At 35.6% G+C, this 12,582-nt stretch carries 11 protein-coding genes; 6 read left to right on the top strand and 5 right to left on the bottom strand.

All coding sequences use genetic code 11. The annotated features are described in order from the left end of the window. Position 1 precedes the first annotated feature (1 nt). Together LNP19_RS00150 and LNP19_RS00145 are read left to right on the top strand one after the other, a co-directional pair. Positions 2 to 2,266: an aconitate hydratase gene (locus LNP19_RS00150; RefSeq protein ID WP_230062802.1), complete on the top strand. Its 2,265-nt coding sequence runs from the start codon at positions 2 to 4 to the stop codon at positions 2,264 to 2,266. Between the two features lie 259 nt (positions 2,267 to 2,525). Further along, the gene (locus tag LNP19_RS00145) at positions 2,526 to 4,028 is read left to right on the top strand and encodes a peptidoglycan endopeptidase (protein WP_230062801.1); all 1,503 of its coding nucleotides are present in this window, start codon (positions 2,526 to 2,528) and stop codon (positions 4,026 to 4,028) included. Between the two features lie 82 nt (positions 4,029 to 4,110). Here LNP19_RS00145 and LNP19_RS00140 read toward each other — a convergent pair whose 3' ends face one another. The 3 genes from LNP19_RS00140 to LNP19_RS00130 all read right to left on the bottom strand — a co-directional run bounded on the left by LNP19_RS00140 (position 4,111) and on the right by LNP19_RS00130 (position 6,087). Further along, complete coding sequence (locus LNP19_RS00140; protein WP_230062800.1) at positions 4,111 to 4,557, bottom strand: hypothetical protein; 447 nt, start codon at positions 4,555 to 4,557, stop codon at positions 4,111 to 4,113. Positions 4,558 to 4,878: 321 nt separating this feature from the next. Beyond that, complete coding sequence (locus LNP19_RS00135) at positions 4,879 to 5,256, bottom strand: GreA/GreB family elongation factor (RefSeq protein WP_230062799.1); 378 nt, start codon at positions 5,254 to 5,256, stop codon at positions 4,879 to 4,881. 483 nt (positions 5,257 to 5,739) lie between these two features. Continuing rightward, a complete protein-coding gene (locus LNP19_RS00130; RefSeq protein WP_230062798.1) occupies positions 5,740 to 6,087 on the bottom strand; it encodes a DUF6249 domain-containing protein in 348 nt (115 codons plus the stop codon). Between the two features lie 143 nt (positions 6,088 to 6,230). Here LNP19_RS00130 and LNP19_RS00125 point away from each other — a divergent pair, with 143 nt between their 5' ends. The 4 genes from LNP19_RS00125 to LNP19_RS00110 all read left to right on the top strand — a co-directional run bounded on the left by LNP19_RS00125 (position 6,231) and on the right by LNP19_RS00110 (position 9,251). After that, a complete protein-coding gene (locus tag LNP19_RS00125) occupies positions 6,231 to 6,821 on the top strand; it encodes an RNA polymerase sigma factor (protein ID WP_230064250.1) in 591 nt (196 codons plus the stop codon). Next, positions 6,802 to 7,215 (top strand): hypothetical protein, encoded by a 414-nt coding sequence (locus LNP19_RS00120; RefSeq protein ID WP_230062797.1) that lies wholly within the window; start codon positions 6,802 to 6,804, stop codon positions 7,213 to 7,215. Before LNP19_RS00125 ends, LNP19_RS00120 begins: the two co-directional genes overlap by 20 nt. 140 nt (positions 7,216 to 7,355) lie before the next feature. After that, positions 7,356 to 7,583: a CDGSH iron-sulfur domain-containing protein gene (locus tag LNP19_RS00115; protein ID WP_230062796.1), complete on the top strand. Its 228-nt coding sequence runs from the start codon at positions 7,356 to 7,358 to the stop codon at positions 7,581 to 7,583. 261 nt (positions 7,584 to 7,844) lie between these two features. After that, positions 7,845 to 9,251: an APC family permease gene (locus tag LNP19_RS00110; protein ID WP_230062795.1), complete on the top strand. Its 1,407-nt coding sequence runs from the start codon at positions 7,845 to 7,847 to the stop codon at positions 9,249 to 9,251. Positions 9,252 to 9,512: 261 nt separating this feature from the next. Here the strand turns inward: LNP19_RS00110 and LNP19_RS00105 are convergent, their stop codons facing one another. Continuing rightward, positions 9,513 to 10,961 carry a glyceraldehyde-3-phosphate dehydrogenase gene (locus LNP19_RS00105; protein WP_230062794.1) on the bottom strand — a complete coding sequence of 483 codons (1,449 nt, stop codon included), beginning with the start codon at positions 10,959 to 10,961 and terminating at the stop codon, positions 9,513 to 9,515. Between the two features lie 157 nt (positions 10,962 to 11,118). Beyond that, positions 11,119 to 12,519 carry a trypsin-like peptidase domain-containing protein gene (locus LNP19_RS00100; RefSeq protein ID WP_230062793.1) on the bottom strand — a complete coding sequence of 467 codons (1,401 nt, stop codon included), beginning with the start codon at positions 12,517 to 12,519 and terminating at the stop codon, positions 11,119 to 11,121. Positions 12,520 to 12,582 lie beyond the last annotated feature (63 nt).

Raw genomic sequence — 12,582 nt, 5'->3', positions numbered from 1 at the left:
TATGGCATTTGATATCGAAATGATAAAAAAGGTTTACGGACAGATGGCAAGTAAAGTTGATGCAGCAAGAAAAATTGTTGGTCGCCCACTTACTTTAACTGAGAAAATTTTATACAGCCACCTTTGGGATGGTACTGCTAAGCAAGCTTATGGAAGAGGAGTAGATTATGTTGATTTTGCTCCAGATAGAGTAGCTTGTCAAGATGCAACGGCTCAAATGGCTTTGCTACAATTTATGCATGCTGGAAAAAGTAAAGTAGCGGTTCCTACCACCGTACATTGTGATCATTTAATTCAAGCAAAATCGGGCGCAGAAGCCGACTTAGCCTTCGCCAATAAACAATCAAAAGAAGTTTTTGATTTTCTTTCGTCTGTTTCTAATAAATATGGAATTGGATTCTGGAAACCCGGATCAGGAATTATTCACCAAATTGTTTTGGAGAATTATGCTTTTCCTGGAGGAATGATGATTGGAACCGATTCTCATACTGTCAATGCAGGTGGATTAGGAATGTTGGCTATCGGTGTTGGTGGAGCTGATGCTGTCGATGTAATGTCGGGAATGGGATGGGAATTGAAATTCCCTAAATTAATAGGAGTAAAATTGACTGGAAAGTTATCGGGTTGGACGGCTCCAAAAGACGTGATTCTTAAAGTGGCTGATATTCTTACTGTAAAAGGCGGAACAGGGGCTATTGTTGAATATTTTGGTGAAGGAGCTACTAATATGTCTTGTACCGGTAAAGGTACAATTTGTAATATGGGTGCCGAAATTGGTGCTACCACTTCTACTTTTGGATACGATGATTCCATGAGAAGGTATTTAGCAGCTACAGGTCGTCAAGATGTGGTTGATGCTGCTGATAAAGTGGCTGATTACTTGACTGGTGATCCTGAAGTATACGCTAATCCAGAACACTATTTTGACCAACTAATTGAAATTAACTTATCGGAATTAGAGCCACACATTAATGGTCCTTTTACTCCAGACAGAGGAACTCCAGTTTCTAAAATGAAAACGGAAGCGGCTGCCAATGGATGGCCAATAAAAGTAGAATGGGGATTGATTGGTTCTTGTACTAATTCTTCGTACGAAGATATGGCTCGTGCCGTGTCAATTGTAAACCAAGCTGTAGAACATGGAATTACTCCAAAAGCAGAATTTGGTATTAATCCAGGTTCGGAGCAAATTCGTTATACCATCGAAAGAGATGGAATGATTGCCGCTTTCGAAAAAATGGGAACTAAAGTGTTTACCAATGCTTGTGGGCCTTGTATTGGGCAATGGGATAGAGCAGGTGCTGATAAACAAGAAAAAAACACAATCGTTCACTCTTTTAACCGTAACTTCTCTAAAAGAGCTGATGGGAACCCAAATACGCATGCATTTGTAACATCGCCAGAAATGGTTGCTGCCTTAGCAATCTCAGGTCGTTTGGATTTTAATCCTTTGACAGATACCTTGATTAATGATAATGGAGAGGAAGTGAAATTGACTGCGCCTTTTGGTGATGAATTGCCCAAAAGAGGTTTTGCTGTAGAAGATGCAGGTTTTCAAGCGCCAGCAGCAGATGGATCAGGAGTTCAAATAGTAGTAAACGAAGCATCAGATCGTTTGCAATTATTGGCGCCATTTCAAGCTTGGGACGGTAAAAATATTTCAGGAGCTAAATTACTAATTAAAGCGTTCGGAAAATGTACTACAGATCATATTTCGATGGCTGGTCCATGGTTGCGTTTCCGTGGTCACTTGGATAATATTTCAAACAATATGTTGATTGGAGCAGTTAATGCTTTTACAAATAAAACCAATTCGGTTAAAAATCAGTTAACGGGGCAGTATGATGCAGTACCCGCGGTGGCTCGTGCTTATAAAGCGGCAGGAGTGCCATCTATTGTTGTGGGAGATCACAATTATGGAGAGGGTTCTTCTCGCGAACACGCTGCGATGGAGCCTCGTTTCTTAGGAGTGAAAGCGGTTCTGGTGAAATCATTTGCTCGTATCCATGAAACAAACCTTAAAAAACAAGGTCTTTTAGGATTGACATTTGCTAACGAAGCAGATTACGATAAAATACAGGAAGATGATACCATCAATTTTACCGACTTAGTCGATTTTGCTCCAGGAAAACCATTAACTATTGAATTTGTTCATGCTGACGGAAGCAAAGATGTAATCTTGGCAAACCATACTTATAATGAAGGACAAATTGGTTGGTTCGTTGCAGGATCAGCGTTAAATTTAATAGCAGCTGGTAAAGCTTAATTTTACTTTACACCTATCTGAAATGGAAAGCGCTCTGTGTGAACAGGGCGCTTTTTCTTTGCATATTTGTTAAAATCAATATAAAGAGGGGTTAAAAAATTGCGATATTTGTATTAATAATCTATATTAGCCGTATTGAATGCTTTATTTGTGTGATTTTGCATGATAAAGTATCTTTTTTTAGTTTTTAGAATGTGAAATAGTAGTTTATTTATCTGTAAATCAATACGATATAATATAATTTGGTAAAGTTTAATTTATGGTGCGGTATAGTTGGATCTTAATTTTTGTTTTTTTTAGTGGTTTTAGTGTTTTTTCCCAGGAAAAATACACCAATCACACTGTTTTAAAAGGAGAAACAATTTCTAAAATTGCCCAACAATACAATATCAAGTCCAGTGCTATTTATGAACTTAATCCAGATGCCCGTAAGGGAATAAAATTCAATGCAGTTTTATTGATTCCTGCAAAAGCAGAAAAGAATACTAAGCTTACTACTGTTGAGACTTCCTCAAATTATCCTGAAAAAGAACATCAAGTACTTCCTAAAGAAACCATTTACGGTATTGCTAAGCAATATAGACTGACCGTTAATGATTTGTATAAGATCAATCCTACTCTTGAGAAATCAGGATTAAAAAAAGGTCAAGTAATAAAAATTCCAGGTACGGCATCCAATCAAAGCGCAACATTGGCTAAAGCCGAAACAGAAAAAGGGATTCAAAAGACAACAACTCCGGAAAAGATAATCCCTAAGACGGAAGTGGTTGCTAAACCTCAATCTTTAGCAGAGACGACAGTTGCAATGAAGGTTATAGTTCATGAGGTTTTGCCTAAAGAAACTAAATATGCCATAGCTAAAGAACATGGAATTACTGTTGCTGACTTGGATAGAGCGAATCCAATGTCAGAATCTGAAGCCTTAAAAATTGGACAAAAAATTAACATTCCTGTAAAAGCAGATGATGTTGTAGCGGTATCAGTAGCGAAGGAAGAACTTGCTAAAGAAACTGAAAAAGGCCTTGAAAAGGAAGTGGCTGTCGTAGAAATGAAAACAATTGATGTTTCTAAAGAAAGAGCCAAAATTGAAACACCGGTTTCTTCTCAGGCAATAGTTGATAATAATGTTTTGGAAACGGAAGTGGTACGCGAGGTGTTGGCCCGTGAAACTAAATACGGAATTGCTAAAGAATTTGGTATTACAGTTAAAGAATTGGAAAGACAAAATCCTCAGATTGTTAAAAGCCTTCCAGTAGGTTATAAATTAAATATCAAAAGCTTAAAATCTGCTGAAAAAGCGATTGAAAAAGCGGAAAATGCGTTTAAAGACAGAATTGCTGAAGAAAACTCTGAGTATAATATTAAATCATTTCATAGTACTGATTTTCTGGATCAACTTGTAACTAAGGCCTCAGAGAATATTGGCACAAGATACCGTATAGGTGGAACCTCTAAAGATGGTTTTGACTGTTCTGGATTGATGTGTACCACTTTTAGCACTTTTGATATCCAGTTGCCTAGAACTTCTGTGGAGCAATCTAGATTTGGAACCAAAATTAGCACAGAGGAAGCTAGAAAAGGAGATTTAATTTTCTTTAAAACAAACGGAAGAAAGCAAATCAATCATGTTGGGATGGTTGTCGAGGCTAATGACGGAGATATTAAATTTATACATGCCTCAGTAGGTGGTGGAGTGATTATTTCTTCGGTAAAAGAAAAGTATTATAGCAAAAGATTTACTCAGGTTAATCGCGTTTTATAAGCGTTTTGAAATAAAAAAACATAAAAAAACTCTCAAGGATGCTTGGGAGTTTTTTTATGAAGTTATTTGAGCTTTTTACATTTTAAGGCATCAGTCTCTTTTTAATTTCCTTCCCGATGACTTTTTCGGTAATAGCGAATGTTTCTTTTTTGTTTTTTCTGAATTTTTTTATAAAAGTGGCAATCGCATCCTCAAGTTTTTCGTGTTCTTCTCTAAATTGATGGGAATCATATTTATAAGGATCGTCAATAAGTTGTCCCAGATGAGATAAATGGGTAGTCGTTTTTTCGATTAATGAATCACATTCTTTACTTTCGTTGGTTAGTCGTTTCGTTAATTCTCTCATTTCATCCAAGTTATCTTTTTGGGTTAAAAAGATGAAATATTTGTCAATGAGATGGTCTAAAAAGCGTAAATCGTCTTTGTAAAATTGCAAGTCAGATTGCCAGTGTTCTGTTAATGTATATAATTGTTGCCATTGTGCTTGCCAGGTAAAATCCCCTTTTGGTCTTTGTCTTAAATTTTCCATGATCATTATTTATTGGTTAAATATTCATTTCAATTTTTAAGCGTAGTTTGCTGGTTATGCTATTTGCAATCTTGGGTTGTTAATGTTTTTTTCGGTCAAAAATGTTTTTTTTAAGCGAAATTTTAGTTTGAATAGTAGATAAATTTACGAAAAAAATAAAGAAGAGAGGGTTTTGATAGTTCTAAAAATTTTATAAAAAAAAACTATTAAAATTTTGATTTTTAGGTAATTGTATTTTTTTGGCAACTTTTTAATCGTTTGGCTTTAAATTAAAAATCAGCACCTCCGAAAAAGGAAATGCTGATTTTTATTTGGTTTTTATTAGTCCAGTCTTTCAACTTTAATAATTTCCAGTTGTTTTTCGCCTTCTTCAAAATCCCAATTAATCACATCTCCTACTTTGCAACCTACTAATGCAAGTCCCATTTTAGTTAAGATAGATTCGGTATTGTTTCTTTTTTTTGCTTTGTCAGGAGCAACAAAAGTATAGATTTCTTCTTGGTCAGAATTAAGGTTTTTGACAGTTATGCGTGCATCTATCGTAACAATGTCTTCCGGTAAATTTTTTCGAGTTACCTGAGTAGCATTTTTAAGCTGTAATTTTAAAGCTTCTTCTTCTGTAGGGGTTACTTTTTTTCTTCTAATATGATCTTTAATTAGATCGTAAATTCCTGTTGTTAAAATGATATTTTGTGACATTTTTCTATTCTCTTAGGATCAATATTTTGACGCATTTTTGTTAACGGCCCAAACATTAAATGCCAATTGTCTTTTTGAAGAGATTGCATTTAATGACAAAAATGCCATCAATAAGCTATTGACGGTTTAAAATTGTATATAAAGGATATCTGAAGATTTCCCTGCCTTGGGTTTGACAGGGATTATTATATAAAGTCTTTGGAACTTTTTAGAAAAGAGTCATCATGCAGATAGGACAATGAAAATAAAAGTCCTAATGCACAAGAGTTTGTGTGAAAAAAAAGTGGTTTGTTCATTGTTTTCAACTGAACTGCTAAGATACAAAATAAAATGGGGCTAAAAAAGATTTGGCTAAAGATTAAGGCTGCTGTTTAATGCAGATAAAAAAAAGACAGCTTCCTTTTTAGCTAAGATATTCTTGACATAAAAAAAACTGCTATTGATGAAGTAGCAGTTTGATTTGATTGATTATTGAAACTCGGATTATTTCTTTTCTAAATCTTTGGTCATTTTAAAACCAACAAGTAAACCTGTACCGGCAGTCAAAAAGATCACTCCAGGAAATAAGGCTTCACTCGTGACTCCAAAAAGATCCTGAATGATTAAAGCGAATAAGATGCCTGCTCCAATTCCCATTAACAACACCGCAAGATTCAGGATAAATACTTTCCATATTGGCGCCGTATCTTGTCTTTTGCTCATAAAAATACTGGCATCGGCTCCTTTTTCAATAAGTGCCAGACGCTCTTTGTTTCTGGTTGAAAAAAATAAATAAAATACTCCGAAGATTGCTCCGAAAATAATTGGTAAGGCTAGAATGTCTGGTCCCATGATAATTTGTTTTTTAATTGATTATTTTTAATGTGTTCTTAGCTTAGGACGATGAAAGCCTAATTTTGGTTACAACTTTTATCAAAAAAACTTTTTTTACTTTTTTTGTAACCAAAAAGCTGTTGTTGCAGTCTTATCTTTATATGACCAAAACCGACGATCAATATTACATTACAAAAATTGTAGCAGGGGATACCAAAGCATTTGCTGTTTTGGTTGATCGTTATAAGGACTTGGTTTTTACCTTGGCTTTGCGGATGCTTAAAAATAGAGAAGAAGCAGAGGAAGTTGCGCAAGATACTTTTATTAAAGTTTTTAAGTCATTGAGTAAGTTTAAAGGAGATTCTAAGTTTTCGACTTGGATTTATAGGATAACTTATAATAGTTGCTTGGATGTTTTAAAGAAGTACAAACAGGAATATTCGACAGTTGTCTTAGACGAATTTTCGGAGCGTGAGCTAGCAACATTAGATAATGCTTTTGATGCTTTGGCCGAAAAAGAGCAACGGCAAGCCATAGATGATTGTTTGGATAGATTACCTAAAGAAGATAGTTTTTTATTGACATTGTATTATTTTGAAGAGCAATCTTTAGATGAAATTTCTAAAATTGTAGGTTTGACAGCCAATAATGTCAAAGTAAAACTCTTTAGAGGCAGAAAAAAATTGGCTTCGTTGTTAAAAGAAAAATTGGAACCCGAAATAATAGAGCATTATGAACACGAACGAAAATAAACAAATAGATGACTTGGCCAGAAGAGTGATTGAGAAAGCCACTTTAGAGTCGCCTTCATTTGATTTTACGGCTCAAATAATGACTCAGCTTACTGATTTAAAACAAAGTGAGACCACGGTTTATAAACCTTTGATTTCAAAAACAGCTTGGTTTGTTATTTTTATTGGTTTTGCAATTTTATTAGGCTATACAGTTACAGGAACACAATCGCAAACGCTAAACTGGTTTGATTTTCCAGATTTAAATGTTCTTTTGAATCAAAAAATTTCTACATCAATGTTTCAATTTACTTTCTCTAAAATTGTATTATATGCTTTGACTCTTTTAGCATTAATGGTACTTGTTCAGGTGTCATTTTTGAAGGCTTATTTTGATAAGCGATTTGAGCTTTGATGCAATATTACTAATGTTTAGTTTTTGGCTAAAATAGAATTAATGTAAATTAGGCTTTTGAGTGTTAAAAAAGCAAGGCGATGCAAATCCTTCAAAATATATTTTGCAATCTTTGAACTTTAATAAAAGTAAATAGTATTATGAGTAAAACTAAATTGACAATCAATCGCAATGGATCTATAAAAATAGAAGGAGAATTCGAAATAACAGACTGTGAGGGAAATACATACGGATTAGAAGGAAGAACTGCTTTAGGGCTTTGTCGTTGTGGTTTATCGGCTAATAAACCTTTTTGCGACGGTTCTCACCGTAATGGTTTTGAACACGAGTCTAAGGCATTTGACTTGCCGCCAGTAAAAGCAAAATAAAAAAAGCATTTTTTTTATCGCTTTAAAAATAAGCTAGACTTTGACAAGTTTAGCTTTTTTTGTTTTAATGTAGACAGTACTTTTATTTCGTAGCGTTTAAGTAGTGTTTCGATAAGTTGAATCTAGTTGCGGTAAAAGCCGGTTTGTTATTAAAATTAGGCTCCAAAAAGATCAATTAAAAGAGTAACTTTTATTGATATTTTATTCTTTTTCCAAAAAAAGTATATCTTTAGCCAAACCAAAATTAAAACTCAGTTTTATATGCAAGACAACAAACCAGAAGATTTTAAAAGAGAACTCGGCCTTCTAGACGGTACCATGCTTGTGGTGGGTTCTATGATCGGGTCGGGGATATTTATAGTGAGCTCGGATATGGTGCGTCAACTCGGTTCTGCCGGCTGGCTTATCGCCATGTGGGTTCTTACGGGAGTTACGACGGTAATTGCTGCCGTAAGTTATGGCGAGTTGAGCGCTATGTTTCCCAAAGCAGGTGGGCAGTATGTGTACATCAAAGAAGCTTATGGGAAACTTGTAGGTTTTTTATACGGTTGGAGCTTTTTTGCCGTGATACAAACCGGAACAATTGCAGCCGTGGGAGTAGCTTTTGCCAAGTTTACCGCCTATATATTTCCTTCTTTTAGCGATACTAATATTTTATATGAATTTGGTGGCTTTAAACTTAATGCTGCCCAAATAGTTTCCATCATTACCATCGTTTTTTTGAGTTACATTAACAGTCGCGGGGTAAAGAACTCTAAGATTTTACAAACGGTGCTTACGTTAATCAAGATTTTATCTTTATTAGGGTTGATCGTTTTTGGACTTGTTGCTGCCAAAGCAGAAGTTTGGGATGCGAACTGGACCAATGCCTGGGTTTCAGCTTCACTTGATACAAACAGCGGATCTTGGATACCTATCAGCGGAACGGCATTGATTGCGGCCATGTCGGCAGCTTTAGTGGGTTCTATGTTTTCCAGCGTAGCCTGGGAAGGCGTAACTTTTATCGCGGGAGAGATTAAAAATCCAAAGCGCAATGTAGGATTGAGTTTGTTTCTGGGAACTCTGACAGTATGTGTTATTTATGTTTTGGCTAATCTGATGTTTCTTGCCGTAGTGCCTTTACAGGAAATTGCCACAGCCGAATCTGACCGTGTGGGTGTAGTGGCTTCACAGTATATTTTTGGTTCTATAGGGACACTGATTATTGCTGTGATGATTATGATTTCGACTTTTGCCTGTAACAACGGTTTGATTATGGCAGGTGCACGTGTGTATTATACGATGGCTCAAGATGGTGTTTTCTTCAAGAAAGCAGCTCAATTGAACAAGGCCAGTGTTCCGGCTTGGTCTATTTGGGTTCAATGTATATGGGCTTCGGCTTTGTGTATGACAGGTAAATATGGTGATTTGTTGGATTTTGTGGTGATCATCGTTTTGATATTTTACATCCTGACTATTTTAGGAATCTTTATTCTTCGCAAGAAAATGCCCGATGCCGAAAGACCTTATAAGGCTTTTATGTATCCTTTTTTGCCGGGACTTTATATTATTATCGCGAGCGCAATTTGCATTACCTTGTTGTTCACAAAAACGAGTACTTGTGGTTGGGGTGTTTTAATTATGCTTGTTGGTATTCCGGTTTACTATCTTACAAAGGCGAAGGAGTAGTTTTTTAGAATAAAGAGAAAAGATACTAGAATAAAGAGAATTAAAATAAATCGCATAGAGAAGGCACTGTATCCGTGTGATCTATTTTCTTTATTTTAGCTTCTGTTTTTTGTAAGTATAAAAAAATCCGTCTCGTTGCAATAACGGGACGGATTTTCTATTGAATTCAGGTTGGCTTGCTGTAAACTTTAATCTAAAACTTGAACTAAAAACTAAAAACTAAAAATTTCAAACCGCAATAACCAACCTGTAAGCTGTAGGCTAGTAGTACGTAAAACGTCTTACTTTGGCAATATATTTGGCCAAACGGATTACTTGATGACTGTATCCAAATTCATTGTCATACCAAATATATAGGACGATATTTTTTCCATCTGCCGAAACAATAGTGGCGTTGCTATCATAAATTGCGGGTGCTGATGTACCCACAATATCCGAAGAGACTAATTCATTATTCAAAGAATATTTGATTTGCTCTACGAGTTCACCTTCTAAAGCGTATTTTTTCATTATAGCATTGATTTCTTCAATCGAAGTTTCTTTGTTTACTTCAAGATTCAATACTACTAATGAGCCATTTGGGACAGGAACGCGAATGGCATTTGAAGTTAATTTTCCTTCCAAGGATGGCAATGCTTTTGCAACAGCACTTCCGGCACCAGTTTCTGTAATAACCATATTTAGTGCTGCAGCTCTACCACGACGGTACTTTTTGTGCATGTTGTCCACCAAGTTTTGATCATTTGTGTAAGCGTGAATCGTTTCCAAGTGTCCTTTAACAACTCCTAAAGTATCTTCGACTGCTTTTAGGATGGGTGTAATTGCATTTGTAGTACAAGATGCTGCTGAGAAAATGTCAATTTCGTCAGGATTGTACTCGTTCTGGTTTACCCCATGAACAATATTTGGAACTCCTTTTCCTGGAGCGGTAAGTAAAACTTTATCGGCACCTTTAGAAACTAAATGCCTGCTAAGGGCTTCTTTAGTGGTGAACGCTCCTGTATTGTCAATGACTAAAGCATTGTCAATTCCATATGCTGTATAATCGATTTCTTCTGGAGCATTTGCTGTGATGATATGAACAGTGGTTCCATTGATGATCAAGGCATTATTTTCCGGATCAGCAGTTACTGAGCCTTGAAAATCTCCGTGAATAGAGTCATAACGCAACAAAGAAGCTCTTTTTTCTAGAGAAGAAGCATCGTTTTTATCTCGGGTTACAATAGCTCTCAATCGCAATTGATTTCCTTTCCCAGTTTTGGACATCAGCTCGCGAGCTAATAAACGTCCAATTCTACCAAAGCCATAAAGAACAACGTCTTTTGGTTGAATTTCTTCAGAGAATCTGGCATCTTTTAATTTGTCCAATACAAAATGTCTGGCATCTGGGTATTTTTCATCTTCCAATAGGTATTCGTAAGTTAGTTTACCAATATCTAATTTTGAAGGCGGCAAGTCTAATTCTAAAACGACTCTTGCAATTTCTACCGAATCAAAAACTGTAATTGGTTTGCCCACAAATTCACCCGCATATTGATGCAGGTTGATAATATCACTTACGTTTTTATCGAGCAATTGATTTTTGAACAAAACCATTTCTATGGATTTGTCATACCATAAATCACTGATGATTTTGATTAATTCGACTCCTGCACGACGTCTGTCGACTTGAAATGAAATTTCTTTTTGATACAAAACGGTATTGTTCATAAGGTGAAAATTTGTAAAAATTGAGTGGTTATTTTTTTAAATTTGGTGCAAAAGTACCCATTTCAATCGATTTCGTAAACTATTTTCGGTTTTTTTTAATAAAAAAAGCCAACTTGTTTTTTTTCAAGCTGGCTTTGTTTTTTAGGGGATCGAAAGCTTAGATGATGATTCGAATGAGTTCCCCGTTTTTATTGATCATTTCGAGACGAATACTTTGGTTTTCTTCTTTTTTATTTAAAAGTTTGGAAACCGTTTCAATATCGGTTGCTTTTACATTGTCAATACTTAGAATGATGTTTCCTTTCAGTTCTTCTTCGTACCGTATCAAATTTTCATTGTTGATGGCTTTTATTTTTACGCCATAATTGATGTTAAATTTCTTTTTGTCTGAAGCATTCAGGTTTTCTAATTCTATTCCTTTGAATTCGGTGCTAAAAAACTCATTTTTGCTCAGGATGACAGTCACATTTTTATTTTTTCCATCTCGGATAAAAGTAACCTCTACTTTATCATTGGGTCTTTTGGTATTAATGTAACCCGAAAGATCGGCATAAGTAGCGATGTTTTGATTGTCCAGTTTAATGATAATGTCTCCTTTTTGAAGTCCTGATTTAGAAGCCCCGGAATTTTTGGTCACATCATTAATGTAGAAACCCTCCGTTTGGTTTATGCCTAGTTCTTTAGAAGCCGTAGCATTCAATTCGCCACCCTGAACACCTAGAATTCCTCTTTGCACATTGCCATATTCCATAAGGTCTTCAATAATTTTTCGGGCAATATTAGAAGGAACGGCAAAGGAATAGCCTACATACGAACCTGTCGTGGAGGAAATCATGGTATTGATTCCTATTAAATCACCTCGGGTATTGACTAAGGCTCCACCACTGTTTCCCGGATTTACGGCGGCATCGGTTTGAATGAAAGATTGAATACCGCTGGTTCCTATGTTTCTGGCTTTGGCCGAGACAATTCCTGCTGTTACCGTCGAATTTAAGTTGTACGGATTTCCGACAGCAAGTACCCATTCGCCAATTTTAACCGAATCGGAGTTCGCAAAAGCGGTATAAGCTAATTTTTCATCGGCATTAATTTTTAACAGAGCAATGTCCATTTTCGAATCGGTGCCAATGAGCTTTGCCTTGTATGATTTTTTGTTGTTTAGAGTAATTTCAATTTCTGAGGCGTCTTTTATCACATGATTATTGGTTACGATATAACCATCTTCCGAGATAATTACTCCGGATCCCGTTCCTATTTGTTCTTGGGCTTGCCCTCCTTTGTATCCATAGAAATACTCCAACATCGGATTTGAAATGGTTTTATAAGATACATTTTTTACGTGAACTACCGTATGTATTGTTTTTTCGGCAGCTTCGGTAAAATCAAGTACTTCGCCGGATAAGCCCACTTTTTTTGCATAAGAATCGGCCGCTGTAGTTGTTATTGAATTGCTATTGGTCGAAAAATAACCATTGGAGTCAAATAGTAATTTGTAAGCTCCTAATGTCATCGCTCCGCTTACTAACGACACTAGAAAAAGCTGAGAATATTGTTTCATAATAGAGTTTGTTTTTACGTTATTTGTTAAGTAAAAATAAAGCTAAAATGATACCACAAAAAA

The organism is Flavobacterium acetivorans (genome assembly GCF_020911885.1).
Taxonomy (GTDB): Bacteria; Bacteroidota; Bacteroidia; order Flavobacteriales; family Flavobacteriaceae; genus Flavobacterium; species Flavobacterium acetivorans.
This window is presented reverse-complemented; position numbering and strand designations above follow the sequence as displayed.